The sequence below is a fragment of the Novosphingobium sp. SL115 genome (genome assembly GCF_026672515.1).
In the GTDB taxonomy this organism is placed as follows: domain Bacteria; phylum Pseudomonadota; class Alphaproteobacteria; order Sphingomonadales; family Sphingomonadaceae; genus Novosphingobium.
In genome coordinates this window covers 1196498-1218266 of the sequence record NZ_JAPPRG010000002.1, presented here as the reverse complement: position 1 = coordinate 1218266, position 21769 = coordinate 1196498, and the positions used below count along the sequence as shown (strand labels likewise).

The following is a 21769-nucleotide window of genomic DNA, read 5'->3' as shown; positions in this document are numbered from 1 at the left end:
CGAACCGTCTGAGAAAGGCGCGAAAAATGGCCACGATCCTTTCGCTCAAGAACGTCCAGAAAAGCTATACCGGCAAGGCTGGCGGCGTGACGCAGGTGCTGGGCGGCATCGACCTTGACGTTGAAGAAGGTGAATTTATCGCCATCCTCGGCTTTTCCGGCGCGGGCAAAACCACGCTGATTTCGTCCATTGCCGGGCTGGTTGAGCCTGACGCCGGCGAAATCCTGCTGCGCGGCAAGGCGATTGACGGGCCGGACAAGGATCGTGGTCTGGTGTTCCAGTCCTATTCGCTGTTTCCGTGGCTGACGGTGGAACAGAACGTGGCGCTGGCGGTGGATTCTGTCCACAAGGACCGCAGCCGCGAAGATCGCGCCGCGCTGGTGCGCCAGAAGGTGCAGTTGGTCGGTCTTGGCCATGCGATGGACCGCAAGCCGGGTCAGCTTTCGGGCGGTATGCGCCAACGTGTTTCGGTGGCCCGTGCGCTGGCCATGGAGCCGGAAATTCTCCTTCTGGATGAACCACTTTCGGCACTGGATGCGCTGACCCGCGCCAAACTTCAGGATGAGATTGACCGCATCCGCGAAGAGGAAAAGCGCACGATCATCCTTGTCACCAACGACGTGGACGAAGCGCTGCTGCTGGCGGACCGTATTGCGGTGCTGACCCCTGCACCGTCGGCAAAGATCGGCCAGATCTTCCCGGTAACCCTGCCCCGCCCGCGTGACCGTGAAGCGGTGAATGACAGCCCGGAATTTCAGGCGCTGCGCACCCGCATCGTCAATTACCTTGGCAGTCTGGCCGGTGAAAAAGCGGCAAAGGGTAGCGATTTCGGGCACTTGCCCAATGTCACGCCGCTAGACCTTGCCCCTCCACCCAAGGCTTATACCGATGCAGCCAAGGGCGGTGTGACGCGGCGCTACATGGAATTCTTCAAGCTGCACAAGGTCTATCCCACCCCCAAGGGTCCGCTGACCGTGGTGGAAGACTTCAACCTGTTGATGGACAAGGGCGAATTCATCTCGCTGATCGGCCATTCCGGCTGCGGCAAGTCCACCGTGCTGACCATGGCGGCGGGGCTGAACGCGATCAGCAAGGGTGGCATAATCCTGGATAACCGCGAAATCGACATTGCCGGGCCGGACAAGGCGGTGGTGTTTCAGGCCCCCAGCCTGATGCCCTGGCTGACCGCGCGACAGAATGTGGCACTGGGCGTTGAGCGTGTTTACCCGCACGCAACCCGTTCGGAACGCAGGGAAATTGTCGATTACTATCTTGAGCGTGTGGGCCTTGCCGATGCGCGCGACAAGATGGCGGCGGAAATGTCCAACGGCATGCGTCAGCGCGTCGGCATCGCCCGCGCCTTTGCCCTCAGCCCACGCTTGCTGCTGCTGGACGAACCTTTCGGCATGCTGGACAGCCTGACGCGCTGGGATTTGCAGGACGTGCTGGTCGAAGTGTGGAACCGGACCAAGGTGACCGCGATCATGGTGACGCATGATGTGGACGAGGCGATCCTGCTGGCCGACCGGGTGGTGATGATGACCAACGGGCCGAATGCGACCATCGGCAAAGTGCTGAAAGTGGATCTGCCACGCCCGCGTGACCGCAAGGAATTGCTAAATCATCCAAGCTTTTACGCTTACCGACAGGAAGTTCTGCACTTTCTGGCTGAGTACGATCACGGGCCAAAATCGCAAGCGGCCTGAACGACACCTAAACATACCTGAACAACACAAAACGGCATCGGGGGATGCCTGATCGGCCTTACGGGGATCAGGAGGGAAACATGAAAAATCGCATTCTGGCGGCGGCGCTGCTCGCGTCGCCGATCGCTCTCGCACACCCTGCGCAGGCCGCAGGAAAAACCTTTGGCGATCCGGTTGCGGTAGCCGACGGTGTGACTATCGACCCTATCATCGACGCGCGTCTGCGCTATGAGGGCGTGGACCAGCCGACGACCGACGCCGATGCCCTGACCGCGCGACTGCGCGCCGGGATCGAGGTGAAGCACGCACCGTCGCACCTTTCGTTTCTGGTGGAAGCCGAAGGCACGCTGGGTATTTCCAAGCAGTACAACGCCTTCCCCTTCGCGCTGGCAGGCAGCCCCCAGCGCCGCACCCAATTTGCGGTGGTGCCCGATGCCGAAAGCATCGACCTGAACCGCTTGCAGGTGCAGTACAAAACCAAGGCCTTCGCGCTGACGCTGGGTCGCCAGCGGATTAACCTTGACGATCAACGCTTTGTCGGATCGGTGAGCTGGCGTCAGAACGAACAGACGTTCGATGCGGTGCGCGCCGAAGCGACGCTTGGCCCGGTCAGCCTTGATGGCACTTACGCGATCCAGCAGGATTCGATCTTCGGGTCCGAAGCCGGTCCGCGCCGGTCGATGGATGGCGATTTCGTGTTTCTGGGCGCGTCCGCCAAGTTTGGCCCGGTAACAGCCAAGGCGTTTTCATATATCCTTGATTATGACGAGGCTTTTGCTTTCGCTAATTCATCACAAACCTACGGCGCGCGGCTTGGCGGCAGCTATCCGCTGTCAAAGAGCGTGAAGCTGAATGTGCTAGCCAGCTATGCCCGCCAAAAGGACATGGGGCAGAACCCGACCACTTATGAAGCCGACTACGTTCTGGGCGAACTGGGTCTTGGATATCAAGGCTTTACCCTGACCGGCGGTTACGAAAAGCTGGGCGCGGACAAGGCGGCTGGCAAATCGTTCCAGACGCCGCTGGCCACGCTGCACAAGTTCAATGGCTGGGCCGACCTGTTCCTGACGACGCCTGCGGGCGGGCTTGAAGATTATTACGTCACGCTGGCCAAGGCCCTGCCCAAAGTGAAGGCGCTGCCGGGGCTGAACGCCAATGTCACCTATCACGAGTTTCACAGCGATGTGACCGGCGCGAAATATGGCACCGAATGGGATGCCAGCCTTGGCTTCAAGACCGGCAAGGTCGGCTGGGTGGCAAAGTATGCGAATTACAACGCAAAAACCTTTGGCGTGGACAGGCAGATGCTGTGGCTGCAGGCCGAAGTGGCTTTCTGAGACAGACAAAGGGGGTTGCTGCACTGCAAAATAATACTTGCGGTGCAGCCCTCGAATCGGTTAGCCAAGTGAACGAAGGCCATTGCGCCGCCCAAAGCAGGGTGGAGAGTCGCAAGGCCGGACAGATCAACATCGCGTGGCAACGTCGCCGCCCAGACCTTCCCAACAGGGATGCGTTCGGGCGGCTTTTTTGTGTTGCGCGTCTGGCAAGGAAGACGTGAGTGAACGCCCCTTCGACAGTTCTCGACAAAGACCGGACCGTTTCCGTGAAGGAACGACTGGTGGTGATCGGCAACGGCATGGCCGGGTGCCGCGCGGTAGAGGAAATCCTTGCCCGCGATCCTGCACGCTTCGACGTGACGATCTTTGGTGCCGAACCCCGCGTGAACTACAACCGCATCATGCTGTCGCCAGTGCTGGCGGGCGAGAAGGCGTTCGAAGACATCATCATCAACGGTGACGACTGGTATGCCGACAACGCCATCACACTGGTTTCGGGCGATCCGGTGGTGTCCATCGATCGCGCGACGCAGACCGTGATTGCGAAGTCGGGCCGGGTGGAACCCTATGACCGGCTGCTGATTGCCACGGGTTCCGACCCGTTCATCATCCCCGTTCCGGGCAAGGATCTGGCGGGCGTGGTGACGTTCCGCGATCTGGACGATGTGGATAAAATGCTGACCGCAGCCGAAAAGGGTGGGTCAGCCGTGGTGATCGGCGGTGGCCTGCTGGGGCTGGAGGCAGCGCATGGCCTTTCGCTTCGTGGCATGCAGGTCACCGTCGTTCACCTTATGCCCACGCTGATGGAGCGCCAGTTGGACGAAGCGGCCGGTTACCTGCTGAAGACCGAACTGGAACGCCGGGGCCAGACCATTGTGACCGGTGGTGATACCGCCGAGATCATCGGACGCGACGGCCATGTTGCGGGCGTGAAGCTGAAGGACGGGCGCGAATTTCCGGCCGACATCGTGGTCATGGCGGTGGGCATCCGCCCCGGCACCACGCTGGCAAAATCCGCCGGACTGGACGTGGAACGCGGCATCGTGGTGGACGACCACATGGTAACCAGCGACCCCGCAATCATGGCGGTGGGCGAATGCGTGCAGCACCGCGGGCTTTGCTATGGCCTTGTCGCCCCGCTGTGGGACATGTGCCGCGCGCTGGCAGATCATGCCTGCCAGCAGCCCACCGGCTATGAAGGTTCGGTCACGTCGACCAAGCTGAAGGTTTCGGGAATCGACCTGTTTTCCGCAGGTGACTTTTCGGGCGGGGACGGTGCCGAAGACATCGTGATGCGCGATGCCTCGCGCGGCATCTACAAGCGCGTGGTGGTGAAGGACAACCGCCTGATCGGCGCGGTGCTGTATGGCGATACCGCCGATGGCAGTTGGTATTTCGACCTGCTGAAGAAGGGCGAGGATGTTTCCGATATCCGCGAAGCGCTGATCTTTGGCCAAGCCTTTGCGTCAGGGGGTGCGCTGCTGGACCCTAATGCTGCCGTTGCCGCCCTTTCGGACGATGCCGAAGTGTGTGGTTGCAACGGCGTTTCCAAAGGCAAAGTGGTTGAAACGATCAAGGCCGGCGCATGCAGCCTTGATGCGGTGCGCGGGGCCTGCAAGGCATCGGCCAGCTGCGGTTCGTGCACCGGGCTGGTTGAAAGCCTGCTGTCGCTGACGCTGGGCGGCGAAGTGCAATCCGGGCCGAAGACACTGTGCAAATGCACCAGCTTCAACCATGACGACGTGCGCCGCCTGATTGCGGAAAAGACCCTGAAGGCCATGCCGCAGGTGATGCAGGAACTGCACTGGACCACGCCCGATGGCTGTTCTTCGTGCCGCCCCGCGCTGAATTACTACCTGCTGTGTGCATGGCCGGGCGAATACGAAGACGACCAGAAGAGCCGTTTCGTTAACGAGCGGATGCACGCCAATATCCAGAAGGACGGCACCTATTCGGTGGTGCCGCGCATGTGGGGTGGGCTGACCAACCCACGCGAACTGCGCGCGATTGCCGATGTGGTCGAGAAATACAACGCGCCGATGGTGAAAGTGACCGGCGGCCAGCGTCTGGATATCTTTGGCATCAAGAAAGAAGACCTGCCCGCCGTCTGGGCCGATCTGAACGCGGCGGGCATGGTTTCGGGCCACGCCTATGGCAAGAGCCTGCGCACGGTGAAAACCTGCGTCGGGTCCGAATGGTGCCGCTTTGGCACGCAGGATTCGACCGGCCTTGGCGTGAAGCTGGAGCGGATGACGTGGGGATCGTGGATGCCCCACAAGTTCAAGATCGCCGTTTCGGGCTGCCCGCGCAATTGCGCCGAAGCCACGATCAAGGACTTTGGCGTGGTCTGTGTCGACAGCGGTTACGAACTGCACGTTGGCGGCAATGGCGGGATCAAGGTTCGCGCCACCGACCTGTTGTGCAAGGTGGCGACCGAGGCCGAGGCGATGGACGTGTGTGCGGCCTTCATCCAGCTTTACCGCGAACAGGCGCATTATCTGGAACGCACCGCGCCGTGGATCGAGCGCGTGGGGCTGGATCATGTGAAAGCCGGGCTGTTCGACGATACCGACAGCGTGAAGCGGCTGGCCGCGCGGTTCCGCTATTCCCAGACCTTCTGTCAGGACGATCCCTGGGCAGAGCGCGTGGCCGGCAAGGACGCCGACCTGCACCAGCACCTTGCCGAGGTGCGCCCCCTTTCGATCACGGAGTATGCATAATGATCGGCGATTGGCTGGATATCGGTCCTGTTGACCAGATCGCACCGGGCACGGCGCGCACTCTGCCGGTGGTGGGGGCCGAGGAACTGGCCGTGTTCCGCACGCAGGCCAACGAGTTCTATGCGTTGGTCAACAAGTGCCCGCACAAGCAGGGGCCGCTTTCGCAAGGAATCATCCACGGCAACCTGGTGGCCTGCCCGCTGCATAACTGGAACATCTCGCTGAAGACCGGGCAGGCGCTGGGCGATGATGAAGGCTGCGTGCCGACCATTCCGCTGAAGGTGGACGCGGGCCGCATCTATCTGCTGCGCAGCGCCGTGGTGGGCGCGAAGGCGGCCTGAGCGTGGTGCTCGCCCCCGCCTCTGACCTTGGCACCGTTCGCACCACTTGCGCCTATTGCGGCGTCGGGTGCGGCATTCGTGCCGAGGTGACGGGCGAACGATCCGTCACCATCAAGGGTGATCCCGAACATCCCGCCAATTTTGGGCGGCTGTGCTCAAAGGGCACCCATCTGGGCGAGACGGTGGCGCTGGACGGGCGGCTGCTGACGCCGATGATCGGCCGGCGCCAGGCCGGATGGGACGAAGCGCTGGACATAGTGGCGGGGAAGATGCGCGATTGCATCGCCACCCACGGGCCGGACAGCGTGGCGTTCTATGTTTCGGGGCAATTGCTGACCGAAGACTACTACGTGGCCAACAAGCTGATGAAGGGCTTTGTCGGCAGCGCCAATATCGACACCAACAGCCGGTTGTGCATGGCCAGCGCCGTGGCCGCACACAACCGCGCCTTTGGCGAAGACATTGTGCCGGTCACTTATGACGATCTGGACGAGGCTGACCTGATCGTGCTGGTGGGATCGAACACGGCATGGTGCCATCCGGTTATCTGGCAGCGGATCGAAGCCGCGCGCGAAGCGCGAGGCACGAAGATTGTGGTGATCGATCCGCGTCGCACTGAAACGGCGGAGCAGGCCGATCTGCATGTGGCCGTTTCGCCTGATGGCGATGTGGCGCTGTTCAATGCACTGCTGGCAGACATGGTGCAGCGCGGACTGGCCGAAGACGTTGCCGCCGCAGTGGACGGTAACGGCGGCGTGGACCCGACGGTCTTTGCCGCGCTGGCCGATATGGTGGCGGCGCGCCCGCGCATGGTCACCGTGTTTTCGATGGGGGCCAACCAGTCGGTTGCGGGAACCGACAAGGGCAATGCCATCATCAACCTGCACATCGCCACAGGCCGCATCAATGCGCCGGGCGCGGGGCCGTTTTCGATGACCGGACAGCCCAACGCCATGGGCGGGCGTGAAGTGGGCGGGCTTGCCAATATGCTGGCCTGCCATCTGGGCTTTTCCGAAGCTGAACGCGCCGATGTGGCGGGCTTCTGGCAGACCGACCGGCTGTGTGCCGAGCCGGGCCTGAAAGCGGTGGACCTGTTCCGCGCGGTCCACGATGGCCGGGTGAAGTTCCTGTGGGTGATGGCGACCAATCCCGCCGTATCCATGCCCGATGCGGGCTTTGTGCGCGAGGCGCTGGCCCAGTGCGAAACGGTGGTGGTATCCGACGTGATCGCCGATACCGACACCGCGAAATTCGCCCATGTGCGCCTGCCCGCGCTGGGCTGGGGCGAAAAGGACGGCACCGTTACCAATTCCGAGCGCCGCGTCAGCCGCCAGCGCGCGCTGTTTGCAGCGCCGGGGCAAGCGCGCGCCGACTGGGCGATCATCGCCGATGTGGCTGACCGCATGGGTTTTGGCCAAGCGTTTGGCTGGACCAATGCGGCGGGCGTATTCCGCGAATATGCGGCGATGACTGCGCTTTCCGTAAAGCACGGCAAAGTGCTGGACCTGACCGACAAGGCCGGGATTTCGGACGCAGACTATGAAACGATGGCACCGTTCCTGTGGGGCGGGCGGCATCCGATGCACGGCCGGGTAGCGAAGGTGGTGCCGGTCGAGCCGCGCACCCGCGCCGCTGACCCTGCCTTTCCGCTGCGGCTGAACACCGGACGCTATCGCGACCAGTGGCACACGATGACCCGCACCGGCCTTTCGCCCACGCTGGCGCAGCACCGGCGCGAACCACTGCTGGAAGTGCATCCGTGCGATGCAGCGGTGGCGGGCGTGACCGATGGCGGACTGGCGCGGGTGGTTTCGGCCAGCGGCGCTTCGGTGTTCCGCGTGGCAGTGACCGATGGGCAGGCGCGCGGGCAGGTGTTCGTGCCGATGCACTGGACCGATGCCATGGCCAGTGGCGGGCGCGGCAACCTGATGCCCGATCAATCGGTCGATCCGGTATCGGGCCAGCCGGGCTTCAAGAATAACGCCTGCCGGGTTGAAGCCGTGGCGAGCGACTGGCGCGCGTTTCTGGTGCGCGGCGATGCGATTGCACCTGATGGGCTGGTGTGGTGGAGCCGGTCGCGCGTTGCAGGCGGGTGGCTGCATGAACTGGCGGGCGATGGCATGGTGGATGCCGATGCGCTGCTGCCCGAAGGCGAACGGATCGAAGCGGTCGATCTGGCGCGGGGCATGCGCCGTGTGGCGGTGCTGGACGCCGATGGAGCGCTGGTGGCAGGGCTTTATGTCACCCGCAGCGGCCAATTGCCCGCACGCGAATGGATTGCCGACCAGCTTGGGCAGAGCGGGGCGCAGTTGAGCGAACTGCTGGCCGCGCGGCCCAGCGCGCCTGCGTCCGACCGGGGACCGATCATATGCGTGTGCCACGGCATTGGCGCCAAGCAGATCATCGCAGCGGCACAGGCCGGAGCTGAAACGGTGGCCAATGTGGGCGTGGCCTGCGCGGCGGGGACCAATTGCGGATCGTGCCGCCCGGCCATTGCCCGGCTGCTGCGCGAATGGAACGATGAACTGGCGGAGGCGGCGGAATGACCGATTTTCCCGATGGTATGGTGTGGCTGGTGGGCGCGGGACCGGGTGACCCGGAACTGCTGACACGCAAGGCCGAACGCCTGATCCGCAGCGCCAGCGTGGTGTTCTATGACGCCCTGGTGGGAGCAGACGTGCTGGACCTTGCCGCGCCGGGTGTGCGCATGGTGCATGTGGGCAAGCGGTCTGGCCGCCATTCCAAGGATCAGGGCACGATCGACAAGCTGATCGTTGCAGCCGCATTGGCGGGCGAGCGGGTGGTGCGGCTGAAAGGCGGCGACCCTTCGATCTTTGGCCGCGCGACCGAAGAACTGGACGCCTGCCGCGACGCGGGCATCATCGCCCGCGTGTGTCCCGGCGTGACGGCGGCGAGCGCAGCGGCGGCGGGGCTGGGGCAGTCACTTACCTTGCGCGGGCTGGCGCGCAAGCTGGTGCTGGTGACCGCCCATGCCCGCGCGGGCGAGGAACTGAACCTTGACTGGCAGGCGCTGGCAGACCCCGACGCCACGCTGGCAATTTATATGGGCAAGGCGGCGGCAACGGCTGTTTCGCGCAACCTGATCCTTGCCGGAATGCCGCCCGAAACCCCGGTGGCGCTGGTGGAATCGGCCAGCCTGTCCAACGAACGGCACTTCCACACCCGGCTGGACCTGCTGCCGCTGGCCGCCAAAGCCGCGCTGGGCGATGGGCCTGCGCTGCTGATGGTGGGGAAAGCGATGGCGGAACGGGCTGGCAACAGCCACGCGATGCAACACGCCATGAAAGTTTAGGCGGGGCGGACGCTCAACACTTCCAGCGCTTCTGCCTTGCCGCCGAAGTCGACCTTTTCGCCGGGTTCAGCTTCCATCATCGCGCGGCATAATGGCGCAGAAAATGACAGCAGACCTGCCGCCGGATCGGCCTCGTCATCGCCAACGATAGTGATTTCGCGCGTCTTTCCGTTCAGCCGGAACGATACCGTGGTGCCGAAGGCCACGCATGATCCATCGGGCGTGTCGACCAGTTGGGCCGTCGCCGCGCGGGTGATCCAGTAGCGCAGTTCACGCCTGGTGGCCTTGATATCGGCCTCATCATTCAAATCAGCGAGGCGGGCTTCGATTTCGGCACCCTTGGCCCGGATCAGGCCAAGCCCGCGCGGGGTGACCAGATTTGGCCCCGGCGGAATGGGCAGTTCGAACTTGGGTTCAAGATGTTCCTCATCGCCTTCTCGGCGGAAGGCAACGCTCATGCCTTGGGCTCCTCTGCGGCGATCCAGTCGGCAAGGTCGGGGGCCTGCCCGATCAGCGCAAGGCCATGAGCGATAGAGGTCAATTCATCGCCGCTGGCAATGCGCGCATCACCAAAACGCTGTTCAAACAGGCGGCGCACCACCGGAATCAGCGATGATCCGCCGGTCAGGAAAACGTGGTCGATCTGTTGGGGAGCAAGCCCAGCGCCTGTCAACGCGGCATCGACCGTTTCGGCAATGCGCGCCAGATCGGGCGCGATCCAGCTTTCGAAATCGGTGCGGGTGACATCGGCGGTGATGGTCAGGTCATCGCTTTCAAAGCGGAACTCGGCCTGATCCTGCGTGGAAAGCTGGCGCTTCAACCGACCCACCGCTTCATACAAGCCATGGCCCAGTTCGTGTTCCACCACGGCAATCATCCGCGCGATGGCCGCAGGGTCGGTGGCGGCGCGGTGCAGACGCGTCAGTTCGTCCATGGTGCGCCGGTTGCGCATCATCGCCAGCCGTGACCAGTCCCCGAAATTGGCAAAGTGGCCGGGCGAAATCTCCAGCACCTTGTCGAACGAACGATAGGTGCCGCCCTTGCCCAGCATCGGCAGGACAAGGTGATCCATAATGCGATAGTCGAAGCGGTCACCGGCAATGCCAATGCCGGACGATCCGAGCGGGGTGCAACGCGCCTGCCCTGCCCCGCTTTCGCCCGGCGCTTCGATACGCACGATGGAAAAATCGCTGGTGCCGCCGCCGAAATCGGCCACCAGCAGCGTGGCCGCTTCGGTCAACCGCGTGGCAAAGCTGTAGGCCGCACCCAGCGGTTCATAGACATAGTGGACTGGCCGCCCCAGCATGGCGAACATCGCATCGTACCGTGCGCGCGCCAGCGCCGCATCCGGCCGCGACCCGACATAGCGTACCGGGCGGCCCACCACGATACGTTCGGGCAGATGGCGCAGGGCATCGCCCGCATGGTCGATCAGGTGGCGCAGGAAAGTCTGCCCCAAGTCTTCAAACCGCAGGCGCTTTTCAAACAGGTTGGCCTGATCGAACGTCGGATTGGCCGCCACCGATTTGAACGACTGGATGAACCGCGATCCTTGCGGAAAGTCGAGGAATTCGGCGATGGCCCACGGCCCGGCTTCATGGCCCAGCCCGCCGCGCACCGCGCTGTCTTCCCAGAAACACAGAGCAGACCGGAACACGCTGGAAATGCCGCCGGGCGCGGCAAAATCCACCAGGTCGGCATTGCCCGCCGCACCTGACAGCGCGACGACCGAATTGGTGGTGCCAAAATCAATCCCGACAGAACCGGACGATAAAGCCTGCATTGCGGAAAACGCCTTTCATCCCCGGACGGCGCGCGGCTATGGCAGCGCGTGCCGGTTCCCGCAACCTGCTTCAACCCCACCGGAAAGGCCAGATGGCACAAGCAACCCGCGCGACAAAGATGCTGGAAGAGGCAGGCGTTGCCTTCACCCTGCACAGCTATGCCTATGATGCCGATGCCGACAGCATTGGCCGCGCCGCCGCCGATGCGCTGGGCGTGGAACCGGCACAGGTGTTCAAGACGCTGATGATTCTGGCCGATGGCAAACCGGCCTGCGTGATTGCCCCCAGTGACGGCGAAGTGGCAATGAAGCGCGCAGCGGCGGCACTGGGGGCCAAGGCCGCCATGATGATGAAACCCGCCGAGGCCGAACGGCTGGCCGGTTACAAGGTGGGCGGGATCAGCCCGTTCGGTCAGATGCGCAAGGTGCCGGTGGTGATCGACGAAACCGCGCTGTTGTGGGACACGATCTTCATCAACGGCGGGCAGCGCGGGTTGCAGGTGTGCCTTGCGGGCGAAGATGCCGCGCGCGTGCTTGACGCGGTGGTGGCGGACGTTAGCGCCGCTTGATTTGCGGGACTACTGCCCGCCTTCCGTCGGGATCATCCTGACGATCAGCAGTTCCAGATCGCGGTCGGGTTCAAAATCGGTCTTCACCACTTCAAACCGGGTGGGCGATATCTTGCGGATACCGTCCATGCACAGACTGAGCAGGGCATCGGGGCTGCCCTTGTCCACCGTCAACCGGAAGCGCTTGATCGGGCCTTTCCAGTTGGCCCCGGTGGACAGCGTGTAGTTCAGCCAGGTTTCCACCGGATAGACCAGATGGTTCCGCCCGCCATCGGGCTTGTAACGCTTGCGATCATAGCCGCGCAGGAACGCCTGATCGACGCAATAGGTGCTGGTATAGCCTCCACGTCCGGGCATGCTTTCTTCACGCGCATCACGGTCAAGAGCCGAGGCGACCGAACCGCCAAGGCGCGGGGTATAGCTGTGCTGCACGGTCACTGCCACGCCGGGCGGGAACGTCTGCGTGCGCACAAAGCTGGTCGAAACGCTCCACGCAGGGCGAACATCCTGACCTTCCATGCCTTCGCGTGTCAGCAGCCCTTCGGCCACCAGCGCGGACTTGTCATCGGCGGATAGTGCATTCAGCCGGGCATCAAGGCCAGCATCCTGCCAGAACCGGACCGGCCAGCCCTCTGCCTTCAGGCGGGCGGACACGTCCTTGCCCGCCACCTTGGGAATATCAATGCGCATCAGTTGCACTTCTTGGCCCTGGACGCGGGTGACCATGCCAATGTCGTCCCAATCGGGATAGCTCGCCTCCATCCAATCCCAATCCTGCCCTTCCAGCGGCACATCGGGCAGTGGAAAAGCCACAAGGATGGTCAGCGGGCGGGTGGAGGTATTGCGGTAGGTATAGCGGACATCGACCTTTTCAGCCGACAGGAACAGGTCTTCGCTTTCCATCGCGATCTGGGCGTTGTGTTCAAACAGCAGCCCGCCCAGCCCCAGCGCGGCTTCGGAATCGTTGGCCAGCGCCGGCGCGGACGTGAGCAACAATCCCGCCAGTACCACGTTGCGCACCATCATCAATCCAGCCGCCCTATCCGCGATTCATCCGGCAGGCGCGATACAGTCATCGGCGCAGCCATTTCCACAAGTGATACGTCCATCCCAAAGGGAAGACCCGGAGCGCACCATGGCGCGCTCCGGGAGCCTTTCACTGCCGGTCCGGGTCGCAATCGAACCGGCAGCGATCAGCAAACTTTTCAGCGCCCCCTCCGCAGTTTAGGGCCGCTTGGTGGAGCACCACACACGATAGACCTCGAAATAGCCATCGGCGCAGGTGTCCTTTTCCTTCTTGCCATAGATCTTTGGCGCAAGACTCCCCTGCGCTTCACACAGCGCGGTATCGCCATCTGGCGTCTTCCAGCCCGATGGACAGGCAACGGCGCGGTTGGGCTTTTCGACAATGCCCTTGTTCACGCCCTGCGCCTGTGCAGGCGTGACGAACGTGGAAAGTACCGCGGCTGCAACCAGCGCGAGATTCAGGCCACCAAGGCCGATGGCAATACGCGATTTCATGGGCATGCTCCCGTTGACTTCCGACCGGATCGGGCAACCATGCCCGGATCACTATGGACGGAGATGTACAGGGCGCAGCAGCGCAGCCCCATGCCATGAAGCCTGATGCCATATCATGGCAGGGGTTCAGAACACACGGACGCCTAAATCTGCAATGGCGGTGAGATAACGATGGCGGTTCGCTATGGGTAGCCGATCATCACCGGCAAAGGTGGTGAGCCCTGCTGGGTTCGAACCAGCGACCTACTGATTAAAAGTCAGTTGCTCTACCGACTGAGCTAAGGGCCCGCCTGTTGGTGGCGTGGCGCGTCACCTAGGGGGCGCGGGGCGGCGGGTCAAGCGGGTGGAGAGATGTTTCAGCGAAAGGTTGGTGACCGGATCGCGCCAATCGGCAGCAATTTGCGCGCCGGGATGGACCACAAAGCCCCGTGCCCGAAATTCGCGGTGGGGGATAATCAGCCGGTCATCGGCCCAAAACCCGCCGCTCCACAGCACGATATCAAGGTCCAGCGTGCGCGAGCGCCAGCGCTGGCCTTGTCGTTTGCGGCTGAACGCGGCCTCGACGTCTTGCAACAGGTCGAGCATGTCCAAAGGGGCAAGGTCGCTTTCCACCACTGCAGCACCATTGGCATATTCGCCCAGCGACGGCCCCAAGGGGCGGCTGCGGATGATGCGACTCGCAGCCTCAAGCGTTATGCCGCGCTCCGCGATGGCGGCCAGCGCCGCGCGCAGGATGGCAGCAGGCGGGCCGAAGCGCGGATGGCGCTGATTCGATCCCAGTGCGATGAGATAGCGGTTCACCGCGCCGCTGCGTCAGATGTCTTCGGCGAGGCGGCTGTAAAGCTGCGGGCGGCGGTCGCGGAAGAAGCCCATGCCGGCGCGGTGCGTGGCGGCGCGGGTCAGGTCGATCGTGGCGGACAGCACGCCGGTTTCGCCTGCGCCAAATTCGGTCAGGAAATCGCCCCATTCATCGGAAATGAAGCTGTGCCCGTAAAAGCGCTGGCCGTCTTCGGTGCCGATGCGGTTGGCGGCGATCACCGGCATGCAGTTCGACACCGCATGGCCGAGCATGGCGCGGCGCCACATACGGCTGGTGTCGAGGTCAGCGTCGTAGGGTTCCGACCCGATGGCCGTGGGGTAGAACAGCAGTTCCGCGCCCATCAGCGCCATGGCGCGCGCGCATTCGGGATACCACTGGTCCCAGCACACGCCCACACCGATGCGCGTGCCGAACACGTCCCACACCTTGAACCCGGTGTTGCCGGGGCGGAAATAATACTTTTCCTCATACCCCGGACCGTCCGGGATGTGGCTTTTGCGATAGATGCCCATCACATCGCCGTCCGGGCCGATCATCGCCAGCGTGTTATAGTAATGGTGGCCGTCGCGTTCGAAAAAGCTGGTGGGAATGGCAATGCCATGCGCCTTGGCCAGCTTGCGCATTTCACGCACCGACGGGTCCTGATCCAGCGGATAGGCCAGCGCGAACAGGGCCTCATCCTCAACCTTGCAGAAATAGGGTCCGGCAAACAGTTCGGGCGGCAGCACGATCTGCGCCCCGCCTTGCGCGGCCTGTTCCACCAGAGCGGCGGTGGCGGCGATATTCTCGGCTTCGCCTCCACCAAGGGGAAGCTGCAGGGCGGCGACGGAGATTTGGGTCATGCCGGTGGACCTAATTCCACTGGCCCCGCAATTCAACCGCCGCCTGCGCCTGTCACGTCATGGTTCAGGGCCGCTTGCGGAACAGCAGGGTCATGCGATCGCTTTCGCCAATCGCCTGCAGCTTTGCCTTGGTGGCATCATCGGTGGCACCGCGCAGCATCGGGGGCAGAGTCCACACACCTTCGACATGGTTGGCGGGATCGGCAGGATTGGCGTTCGCCTCGCTCTTGCCGACGAAGGTAAAGCCGTTCACTTCCATGAACTTGATGATGTCAGTTTCGCGCAGATAGCCCTTGGAACCATCGGTATAGGCATAGGGGGCATCCGCCTTGGCGCGGTGCTGTTCGATGCCGATCATGCCGTCAGGCTTCAGCAGATCGCGCATCTTCTTGATTTCACCGTCGGCAATGTTCCAGCGCAACAGGTTGTGCATCATGCGCATAATCAGAATGCGGTCGAACGTGCCCTTTTCGCCTTCGGGAACGTCACCCAGCGTATAGGATGAAAAGCGGTCTGCAGGCTGCCCCGACCAACCTGCGACCTCTGCCGGAAATTTGGGTGCCGCTTCGCGGATGCCTTTTTGCATCTGTTCGCTGAACGCGCTGGAATTGGGATCGAAATAGAGGCCCACCAGCTTGCCCTTTGGGCCCAGATACAGGCCCAACAGGCGTGAATACCAGCCGCCGCCGGGAGCATATTCGCCCACCTTCATAGTCGGCGTCACCTGAAAGAAGGCCAGCGTTTCATCGGGCTTGCGGTATTTGTCGCGCGCACGATCATCCTTGCGACGCGGATCGGCCACGGCGGCGGCCAGCGCCGGATCGATGGCGACTTTCGTGCTGGCAGCATGGCCTTCATGTTGTGCCATAACAGGCGTAGCAACGCCCAGTCCGGCGATCAGGGTAAACAGGGCAAGGCTGGCTTTACGCATCTGGCATTCTCCGCACCGGGTAAGATAAGCAAGGGGGACGATGACAAGCGGCCTGCGCCTGCCTATCTCCTCTCCATACAAGGAGAATAAGACGCATGAGCGAACAAGCAACGGCCATTATCGCGGGCGGATGCTTCTGGTGCACAGAAGCCGTGTTCCGCGATGTGATTGGCGTGAGCGCGGTGGAAAGCGGCTATATCGGCGGCACCGTGGAAAACCCTACCTACAAACAGGTCTGTTCGGGCCTGACCGGCCATGCCGAAGCGATCCGCGTGACGTTCGATCCGCACACGATCAGCCTTGGGCAGATCTTCGACATCTTTCTTGGCACGCATGACCCGACGCAGTTGAACCGTCAGGGCAACGACGTCGGCACGCAGTATCGCTCTGCCATTTTCCCGCTGGACGATGACCAGAAGGCCGAAGCCCAAGCCGCCATCGCACGCGCACAGCCCGATTGGCCTGCGCCCATCGTCACCACCATCGAAGACCTTGCGCCATGGTATCCGGCAGAGGATTACCATCAGGAATACTGGGACGGCGAAGGACAGCGGAACCCCTATTGCCTTGCGGTGATCCCGCCCAAGCTGATGAAGCTGCGCAAAAGCTTTGCGGCCAAGGTGAAGGGTTAGCCCTTCACCCAGCGCGCGGCGAAGAAGCCGTCGATGCCGCCAGCATGTGCCAACATGCCCGGATCGGTGCGGAACCAGCCGTCCGATCCGGAAAGGCCTTCGGGCAGTTCCGCATCGGTTACGGGCTGGGGCGCCAGGCCGGTGAAGGCGCGGGCCTGCGCCTCTCCCTCGTCCGGCTCCAGCGAACAGACCGCGTAAACCAGCCGCCCACCCGGCGCGAGCCAGCCTGCCGCGCGGACCAGCATGTCGCGCTGAAGATCGGCCAGCAGTTCAACCCCGGCGTTGCGGTGCAGCACGTCGGGATGGCGACGGCAGGTGCCGGTGGCGCTGCATGGCGCGTCCAGCAGGATCGCGTCGAACGGGGCGTCCGGCTGCCATTTCAACGCATCGGCCACCACCACATCGGCGGTCAGCCCGCTGCGTTTGAGATTTTCCTGCAACCGCTCCACCCGGCGCGCCGATTTATCCAGCGCGGTGACATTCCACCCGGCAGCGGCCAGTTGCAGCGTCTTGCCGCCCGGCGCAGCGCATAGATCAAGCGCGCGACGACCTTCCCCTGCGCCCAGCAAGCGCGCGGGAACGCTGGCGGCCAGATCCTGCACCCACCATGCACCATCAGCAAAGCCCGGCAGCGCTTCCACCGACCCGGCCCGCGCAATGCGCACATGGCCCGGTGCCAGCGATTGCCCGCCCAGCTTTTCCACCCACAGCGCGGTTTCGCCCGCATCGCGCAAGGTCAGGTCCAGCGGCGGCGGTTCGGCAAGGCCAGCGGCGATTGCATCGACCCGGCCAGGCCACGCAGCCTGCCAGCGGGTTGCCGCAGCTTCGGGAAGGGTAGGCGCGGCGGGCAGTTCCGGCGCGGCCTTGGTCACGGCGGAAAACACGCCATGAGCCAGCCTGCGCGGCCCGCCCATCAGCAGCGGCAGGCCGGTGGCGACCACGGCATGGCCGGGCAGACCCAGCCGCAGCGCCTGTGCCAGCATGATCCGCAGCACGTTGCGCGCCTTGGCGTCTTCGGGCAGCACATCGCGCGTCTTGTCATCGATCAGCGCGTCAAGATCGGCCATCCAGCGCAGCGCTTCCTGCGCGATCGCCATGGCCAGCGCGCGGTCGTCACCGCGTTCGATGGCGCGCAGGATGGGGGGCGCGGCCTGATCCAGCGGTTCACCCCGGCGCAGCACTGCATCAAGCAGGCGCAGCGCGGCGCGGCGGGCGGGAACGCCGGGAATCTCTTCGCCGGGTGCATCGTTTGAGGTTTTGGGACGGGCCATAGTTGCGGCCTATCGCCCCTGCTGCCCCAAATGGCAATTGCGCTTCGCCCCGCGAAGGCCCATCTGCGCATTTATGGACAAGCCCACTCCCCGCGCCACCTCGCGCCCGGCAAATTTCACCGTGCCCGCGCATTGGACCAACGACCCCGCGCCCACGCCCCAGCCGATCAAGCAGGGCGACGATCCTGACGGTATTGATCCCACCCGCTTTGGCGATTGGGAAAAGAACGGCATAGCCATCGATTTCTGACAGAACAGCCTTACCGTCAGGCCTACCCGTCGATCACCCGTGCCTGCGGGTGGTGTTTGTCCAGGTGCTTGCGCAGGATTTTCAGGTTGCGGGAGTTTGACCGGAAGAACAGGTCGAACGCATCGCCGACCAGCGGCACCGCGCCCAGTGCCGTATCCACCGCCACGTTCGCGCCCATGCGCCACAGCTTCCACTTGGGCAGGCCCAGATTGCGTGCTTCCCACACCACATAGGCGCCCATCGCAGCGGTCAGCAGGTCACCCAGCACCGGCACCAGCCCCGCCACCGCATCCAGCCCCACATCGCGGCGGATGACCGGAATGGTAAAGCTGCGCTCCAGCACCCGCTCCAGCATCTCCACCCGCTGGCGCACCGATGCCGCATCGTTGCCAAGGCCGGGGATTTCTACCTTCATCCTTTCTGGCCGCGCAGCGCCTGTGCTGCGCGAACCTGATCCGATGGGCGAAAGATCAATCACGGTGGGCTTGTCCATGCCCCTTATCTGGGGAGCCATGCCAGCGGCGGCAAGGGATGCCAGCCCCACGGGTTCTGGGCAAAACCGCTGGTGCCACCGCGCACCATCGACCAACGTAAGGGGCGGGCAATGGGGATGAAGCCGTTGGCCGCGGTAATTTCCGCCTCCGCTTCGGCCAGCAGGGCCGCCCGCGCCTGTGGATCGACCGCTCGGCGCGCTTCGGCTACCCGTTCATCGCCAATCGGGCTGCACACCGCCTTTTGCACCGCGCAGGAAAGCTGGTTCAGGAACCATGTCGCCCGGCCATAGCGCGCGGCCACATCGATCAGGCGCAAATCGGCGCGGTCATTTTCATGCACGCGGCGCACCGAAAGGCCGATTCGGGCAAAGTCGGCCTGCAATTGCTGGAACACCAGCCCCGAACCCGGTCCATCGGCCATGGCCACGTTCAGCGTGGGAAGCGCCCGCCCGGCGTTTTTCCATGCAGCCACTCGCGCGCGCGCCTGTGCCTGCCGGTCATCCAGCCCCATGCCCTGCCAACGCTCGCCAATGGTGCCCAGATCATCCTCGGCATCGGCAGAGACGATGCGTGTGGTGGGCTGCCAGCCGCCGATGTTGAACGATGCCAGTATGGTGTCACGGTCTATTGCCATGGCCAGCGCTTCGCGGTTGGCGGCATCGCCCAGGAAACCTTCGGTGCGGGCCACCATCAACCCGAACAGGCCGATCACCGGATCAAGCTGCACATTGCCGCGCGTAAGCCCGATTCGCCCAGCGAGCGGCACTGTATCCACCTTGCCGCCCAGCAGGACATCGGCATAGCCATCGTTGAAGCGCGCCACGGCCTTGGCCGGGCTGGCAAACGTGACCGCCAGCGGGCGCGCGCGGCGGGCAAAGTTCGCCTGTTTGGGCAGGCCCCGGTTTTCCGGCGGGATCAGGGTGAACACTTGCGCCCCATCCTCTCCCGCCGCACTGACCATCGGTCCCACGCCCTTGCCGCCATAAGGCAGGCCCAGTTCGGGTTGCGCCAGCAAGGTCAGCAGTTCGGGCACTGGCGCAGCCAGATCAATCTCGATCACGCGGTCGGCCATCACCCGCACGTCGTCAATCGCCGCCAAATCAAGCCCCAGCGCCGTGCCTTTCAGCCCGGCAATGGTCTTGCGCAGCGCAGCCACCGCTGTTTCGGCATTGATCCGCTTGCCATCGGGCCAGGTGCCATCGCGCAGGCGGAAAATATAGCTGCGGCCATTGTCGGTAACGATCCAGCGGTCGGCCAGCGCGGGGACCACGCGGCCCTTTTCGTCAAATCCCACCAGCCCTTCGGCCATGGCCGCACGCACCAGTTGCGCTGCGGGCGAAAGCCGCGTGCCGCGTTCCTTCAACGCGCCGTTATCGCCCATGACGGCAACGTCCAGCGCGCCATCACGCCCCTTGCCGCATGAGGCAAGCAACACGCAAAGCGCAACAGCAGTCGCAATTCGGGCAGCCATCGCCACAGCACTAGCACAGGCGAACGCGCAAATCAGCGCGAAGTTCGATCAAATTTTGCGCATCGGCCCGGTGGCATAGTGGGCAATCGGCGGCTTGACGAAGCGCGGTGTCGATTCGCCCTGCCCCACTGGCGCACGCGCCAGTTTGGGATCAATTTCGTTGATGAAGGCGATGCCGAAACGGTTGTCCTGAATCCACGCAACCGCGCCTTCGATCCAGCCGATATTACGCAGGTTTACTTCAACCTGGGTGCCGCGTGCCACCTTCATCGGACCTTCGGCCATCATGCCGCCAGCAGAAAGGTTGCGCACTTTCACGCGGTGTTCGCCGCTGACGTTATCGTCACCGCTACCGGCAAGACGCACTTCTGCCATCAGCAGAAGGCTGTCACGTCCCAGTTGCCGATGGTCGATACCAGTCACCGAAGGTTCCGCCGTTGCCATAAGTGTCCCACGCCAGGAGCGCATCCATGCTCCCGCACGCAGGAACATTACAGAAAATCCTGATCGCTTCCTAAACGGTCAAGGTAAACGACGCATTATCAGGTGCAGACGTTAACCAGCCTGCCATACGAAAAGGGCCACCTTCGCGGTGGCCCTTCGATCACATATCGCGGGAAATCTTTTCCCGCCGTTCGTGCGCTTCCTGCGCCTCGACCGTCATCGTGGCGATCGGGCGGGCGATCAACCGGCCCAGACCAATCGGTTCACCTGTCACTTCGCAGTAACCATATTCGCCTTCATCGATCCGGCGCATGGCAGAATCGATCTTGGCAATCAGCTTGCGCTGACGGTCGCGGGTGCGCAGCTCAATGCCCCAATCAGTTTCGCTCGACGCGCGATCGTTCAGATCAGGTTCGCGAATCGGGCCATCTTGCAATGCAGAAAGCGTTCCAGCCGCGGCGGACAGAATCGACCGCTTCCATTCCAGCAACAGCCGACGAAAATAATCCTGCTGCACTTCACCCATGTAAGGTTCGTCGTCGCTTGGCACATAATCGCCCGGCATTGCGCGGCGCGCTTTTGCCAGAACGTCAATCTCGTCACTCAAGACCCCAGCCATTCGGCCCTCCGCATAACAAGCTATCCGCCCCTCCCGGCTCGCATTCTTCCCTGGCGGGCGCGCAAGCTCCTGTGCTGGCGCGCCTATAGGATTGCCCCTCAATCCACACAAGCATTTAGCGTTGCCCCGCTACTTCGCTTTGATGAAAACGCGGTGACGATCCGGCCCATGCACTTGCGCCCATAATTGCCCAATACGCATATCCCGCATGAAGCGCGGCTGAAGCGTGCGGGCGATCACACAGAAACGCCTGAATTGCCGCCAGATCGACACCAATTATGACGTTAACCATTTATTGACCAAGATTGGTGACGATGTCCTCATCGGAGCCACAGGGATTTTCGCTCCGCCAAGGGGGAAATCGGTATGGGAAAAGCCTGGATCAAGCTGGTCGATGAAGCGGAAACACCTGCTGCGGAACATGATGCCGCCGACCTCATCGTCGCCACCTGCCTTGCCGCCGCCGCCAATGGCGACAGCAACGCGCTGTTCGATCTGGGCGTGGCCTATTCCACCGGCAGCCATGGCGTTGGCTGCGACATGATCGAAGCGCACAAGTGGTTCAACCTTGCCGCCGTGGGCGGGCACGAAGAAGCCGCGCAATGCCGCGCCGATGTGGCGGATGAAATGACCGCGCGCGAGATTGCCGAAGCACAGCGCCGCGCGCGTGAATGGTTGCGCAGTGGGCGGGCGGCGGCCTGAAGC

At 63.3% G+C, this 21769-nt stretch carries 22 protein-coding genes and 1 tRNA gene; 10 read left to right on the top strand and 13 right to left on the bottom strand.

Annotation, left to right across the window (positions count from 1 at the left end):
• Window positions 1–26 precede the first annotated feature (26 nt).
• The 6 genes from OVA07_RS07445 (at window position 27) to cobA (ending at window position 9417) form a co-directional block, all read left to right on the top strand.
• Window positions 27–1706, top strand: coding sequence for an ABC transporter ATP-binding protein (locus OVA07_RS07445; protein ID WP_268170827.1), 1680 nt, complete (start codon window positions 27–29; stop codon window positions 1704–1706).
• Between the two features lie 80 nt (window positions 1707–1786).
• Window positions 1787–3043 (top strand): alginate export family protein, encoded by a 1257-nt coding sequence (locus OVA07_RS07440; protein ID WP_268170826.1) that lies wholly within the window; start codon window positions 1787–1789, stop codon window positions 3041–3043.
• 221 nt (window positions 3044–3264) lie between these two features.
• Window positions 3265–5763, top strand: coding sequence for a nitrite reductase large subunit NirB (nirB, locus tag OVA07_RS07435; protein ID WP_268170825.1), 2499 nt, complete (start codon window positions 3265–3267; stop codon window positions 5761–5763).
• Window positions 5763–6104 (top strand): nitrite reductase small subunit NirD, encoded by a 342-nt coding sequence (gene nirD, locus OVA07_RS07430; protein ID WP_268170824.1) that lies wholly within the window; start codon window positions 5763–5765, stop codon window positions 6102–6104. Before nirB ends, nirD begins: the two co-directional genes overlap by 1 nt.
• 2 nt (window positions 6105–6106) lie before the next feature.
• Window positions 6107–8650 carry a molybdopterin-dependent oxidoreductase gene (locus OVA07_RS07425; RefSeq protein WP_268170823.1) on the top strand — a complete coding sequence of 848 codons (2544 nt, stop codon included), beginning with the start codon at window positions 6107–6109 and terminating at the stop codon, window positions 8648–8650.
• Complete coding sequence (gene cobA, locus OVA07_RS07420) at window positions 8647–9417, top strand: uroporphyrinogen-III C-methyltransferase (RefSeq protein WP_268170822.1); 771 nt, start codon at window positions 8647–8649, stop codon at window positions 9415–9417. The genes OVA07_RS07425 and cobA overlap by 4 nt, the downstream gene beginning before the upstream one ends.
• Here cobA and OVA07_RS07415 read toward each other — a convergent pair.
• Complete coding sequence (locus tag OVA07_RS07415; protein WP_268170821.1) at window positions 9414–9875, bottom strand: GreA/GreB family elongation factor; 462 nt, start codon at window positions 9873–9875, stop codon at window positions 9414–9416. The two genes, cobA and OVA07_RS07415, sit on opposite strands and share 4 nt — an antisense overlap.
• Window positions 9872–11200 (bottom strand): Hsp70 family protein, encoded by a 1329-nt coding sequence (locus tag OVA07_RS07410; protein WP_268170820.1) that lies wholly within the window; start codon window positions 11198–11200, stop codon window positions 9872–9874. Before OVA07_RS07410 ends, OVA07_RS07415 begins: the two co-directional genes overlap by 4 nt.
• Before the next feature lie 92 nt (window positions 11201–11292).
• Here OVA07_RS07410 and ybaK point away from each other — a divergent pair, with 92 nt between their 5' ends.
• Window positions 11293–11769, top strand: coding sequence for a Cys-tRNA(Pro) deacylase (gene ybaK, locus OVA07_RS07405; RefSeq protein ID WP_268170819.1), 477 nt, complete (start codon window positions 11293–11295; stop codon window positions 11767–11769).
• Window positions 11770–11778: 9 nt separating this feature from the next.
• On the opposite strand, the gene OVA07_RS07400 is transcribed toward ybaK, so the two are convergent.
• The 6 genes from OVA07_RS07400 to OVA07_RS07375 form a co-directional block, all read right to left on the bottom strand.
• Window positions 11779–12795: a DUF4424 family protein gene (locus OVA07_RS07400; RefSeq protein ID WP_268170818.1), complete on the bottom strand. Its 1017-nt coding sequence runs from the start codon at window positions 12793–12795 to the stop codon at window positions 11779–11781.
• A 198-nt stretch (window positions 12796–12993) separates the two neighbouring features.
• Window positions 12994–13290, bottom strand: coding sequence for a hypothetical protein (locus OVA07_RS07395; protein ID WP_268170817.1), 297 nt, complete (start codon window positions 13288–13290; stop codon window positions 12994–12996).
• A gap of 212 nt (window positions 13291–13502) precedes the next feature.
• Window positions 13503–13578: transfer RNA gene (locus OVA07_RS07390), tRNA-Lys, on the bottom strand.
• A gap of 21 nt (window positions 13579–13599) precedes the next feature.
• Window positions 13600–14091 (bottom strand): 2-amino-4-hydroxy-6-hydroxymethyldihydropteridine diphosphokinase, encoded by a 492-nt coding sequence (gene folK, locus OVA07_RS07385; RefSeq protein ID WP_268170816.1) that lies wholly within the window; start codon window positions 14089–14091, stop codon window positions 13600–13602.
• A gap of 12 nt (window positions 14092–14103) precedes the next feature.
• The gene (gene aguB / locus OVA07_RS07380; RefSeq protein WP_268170815.1) at window positions 14104–14952 is read right to left on the bottom strand and encodes an N-carbamoylputrescine amidase; all 849 of its coding nucleotides are present in this window, start codon (window positions 14950–14952) and stop codon (window positions 14104–14106) included.
• Window positions 14953–15016: 64 nt separating this feature from the next.
• Window positions 15017–15883: a class I SAM-dependent methyltransferase gene (locus tag OVA07_RS07375; RefSeq protein ID WP_268170814.1), complete on the bottom strand. Its 867-nt coding sequence runs from the start codon at window positions 15881–15883 to the stop codon at window positions 15017–15019.
• A gap of 95 nt (window positions 15884–15978) precedes the next feature.
• On the opposite strand from OVA07_RS07375, the gene msrA reads away from it, so the two are divergent.
• On the top strand, window positions 15979–16515 hold the full coding sequence (gene msrA / locus OVA07_RS07370) for a peptide-methionine (S)-S-oxide reductase MsrA (protein WP_268170813.1): 537 nt from the start codon (window positions 15979–15981) through the stop codon (window positions 16513–16515).
• Here msrA and OVA07_RS07365 read toward each other — a convergent pair.
• A complete protein-coding gene (locus tag OVA07_RS07365) occupies window positions 16512–17786 on the bottom strand; it encodes an RsmB/NOP family class I SAM-dependent RNA methyltransferase (protein ID WP_268170812.1) in 1275 nt (424 codons plus the stop codon). The genes msrA and OVA07_RS07365 overlap by 4 nt on opposite strands.
• Window positions 17787–17859: 73 nt before the next feature.
• Here OVA07_RS07365 and OVA07_RS07360 point away from each other — a divergent pair, with 73 nt between their 5' ends.
• On the top strand, window positions 17860–18036 hold the full coding sequence (locus OVA07_RS07360; protein ID WP_268170811.1) for a DUF1674 domain-containing protein: 177 nt from the start codon (window positions 17860–17862) through the stop codon (window positions 18034–18036).
• A gap of 22 nt (window positions 18037–18058) precedes the next feature.
• On the opposite strand, the gene OVA07_RS07355 is transcribed toward OVA07_RS07360, so the two are convergent.
• From OVA07_RS07355 to dksA, 4 genes are all read right to left on the bottom strand, one after another.
• Window positions 18059–18451 carry a DUF4112 domain-containing protein gene (locus OVA07_RS07355; RefSeq protein ID WP_268172643.1) on the bottom strand — a complete coding sequence of 131 codons (393 nt, stop codon included), beginning with the start codon at window positions 18449–18451 and terminating at the stop codon, window positions 18059–18061.
• 83 nt (window positions 18452–18534) lie between these two features.
• On the bottom strand, window positions 18535–20001 hold the full coding sequence (locus OVA07_RS07350; RefSeq protein ID WP_268170810.1) for an ABC transporter substrate-binding protein: 1467 nt from the start codon (window positions 19999–20001) through the stop codon (window positions 18535–18537).
• Between the two features lie 48 nt (window positions 20002–20049).
• The gene (locus tag OVA07_RS07345; RefSeq protein ID WP_268170809.1) at window positions 20050–20445 is read right to left on the bottom strand and encodes a PilZ domain-containing protein; all 396 of its coding nucleotides are present in this window, start codon (window positions 20443–20445) and stop codon (window positions 20050–20052) included.
• Between the two features lie 160 nt (window positions 20446–20605).
• Complete coding sequence (dksA, locus tag OVA07_RS07340; protein ID WP_268170808.1) at window positions 20606–21064, bottom strand: RNA polymerase-binding protein DksA; 459 nt, start codon at window positions 21062–21064, stop codon at window positions 20606–20608.
• A gap of 366 nt (window positions 21065–21430) precedes the next feature.
• On the opposite strand from dksA, the gene OVA07_RS07335 reads away from it, so the two are divergent.
• Window positions 21431–21766: a hypothetical protein gene (locus OVA07_RS07335; protein ID WP_268170807.1), complete on the top strand. Its 336-nt coding sequence runs from the start codon at window positions 21431–21433 to the stop codon at window positions 21764–21766.
• Window positions 21767–21769: the final 3 nt, after the last annotated feature.

Bases quoted from the DNA above. Each gene is read 5' to 3' on its own strand.
- msrA (WP_268170813.1), top strand. From the start codon at position 15,979: ATGAGCGAACAAGCAACGGCCATTATCGCGGGCGGATGCTTCTGGTGC.
- dksA (WP_268170808.1), bottom strand. From the start codon at position 21,064: ATGGCTGGGGTCTTGAGTGACGAGATTGACGTTCTGGCAAAAGCGCGC.
- aguB (WP_268170815.1), bottom strand. From the start codon at position 14,952: ATGACCCAAATCTCCGTCGCCGCCCTGCAGCTTCCCCTTGGTGGAGGC.
- OVA07_RS07375 (WP_268170814.1), bottom strand. From the start codon at position 15,883: ATGCGTAAAGCCAGCCTTGCCCTGTTTACCCTGATCGCCGGACTGGGC.
- OVA07_RS07345 (WP_268170809.1), bottom strand. From the start codon at position 20,445: ATGGCAACGGCGGAACCTTCGGTGACTGGTATCGACCATCGGCAACTG.
- OVA07_RS07335 (WP_268170807.1), top strand. From the start codon at position 21,431: ATGGGAAAAGCCTGGATCAAGCTGGTCGATGAAGCGGAAACACCTGCT.
- nirD (WP_268170824.1), top strand. From the start codon at position 5,763: ATGATCGGCGATTGGCTGGATATCGGTCCTGTTGACCAGATCGCACCG.
- OVA07_RS07360 (WP_268170811.1), top strand. From the start codon at position 17,860: ATGGACAAGCCCACTCCCCGCGCCACCTCGCGCCCGGCAAATTTCACC.
- OVA07_RS07350 (WP_268170810.1), bottom strand. From the start codon at position 20,001: ATGGCTGCCCGAATTGCGACTGCTGTTGCGCTTTGCGTGTTGCTTGCC.
- OVA07_RS07365 (WP_268170812.1), bottom strand. From the start codon at position 17,786: ATGGCCCGTCCCAAAACCTCAAACGATGCACCCGGCGAAGAGATTCCC.
- ybaK (WP_268170819.1), top strand. From the start codon at position 11,293: ATGGCACAAGCAACCCGCGCGACAAAGATGCTGGAAGAGGCAGGCGTT.
- OVA07_RS07355 (WP_268172643.1), bottom strand. From the start codon at position 18,451: ATGAAGGTAGAAATCCCCGGCCTTGGCAACGATGCGGCATCGGTGCGC.
- OVA07_RS07400 (WP_268170818.1), bottom strand. From the start codon at position 12,795: ATGATGGTGCGCAACGTGGTACTGGCGGGATTGTTGCTCACGTCCGCG.
- OVA07_RS07410 (WP_268170820.1), bottom strand. From the start codon at position 11,200: ATGCAGGCTTTATCGTCCGGTTCTGTCGGGATTGATTTTGGCACCACC.
- OVA07_RS07395 (WP_268170817.1), bottom strand. From the start codon at position 13,290: ATGAAATCGCGTATTGCCATCGGCCTTGGTGGCCTGAATCTCGCGCTG.
- OVA07_RS07445 (WP_268170827.1), top strand. From the start codon at position 27: ATGGCCACGATCCTTTCGCTCAAGAACGTCCAGAAAAGCTATACCGGC.
- OVA07_RS07440 (WP_268170826.1), top strand. From the start codon at position 1,787: ATGAAAAATCGCATTCTGGCGGCGGCGCTGCTCGCGTCGCCGATCGCT.
- cobA (WP_268170822.1), top strand. From the start codon at position 8,647: ATGACCGATTTTCCCGATGGTATGGTGTGGCTGGTGGGCGCGGGACCG.
- OVA07_RS07415 (WP_268170821.1), bottom strand. From the start codon at position 9,875: ATGAGCGTTGCCTTCCGCCGAGAAGGCGATGAGGAACATCTTGAACCC.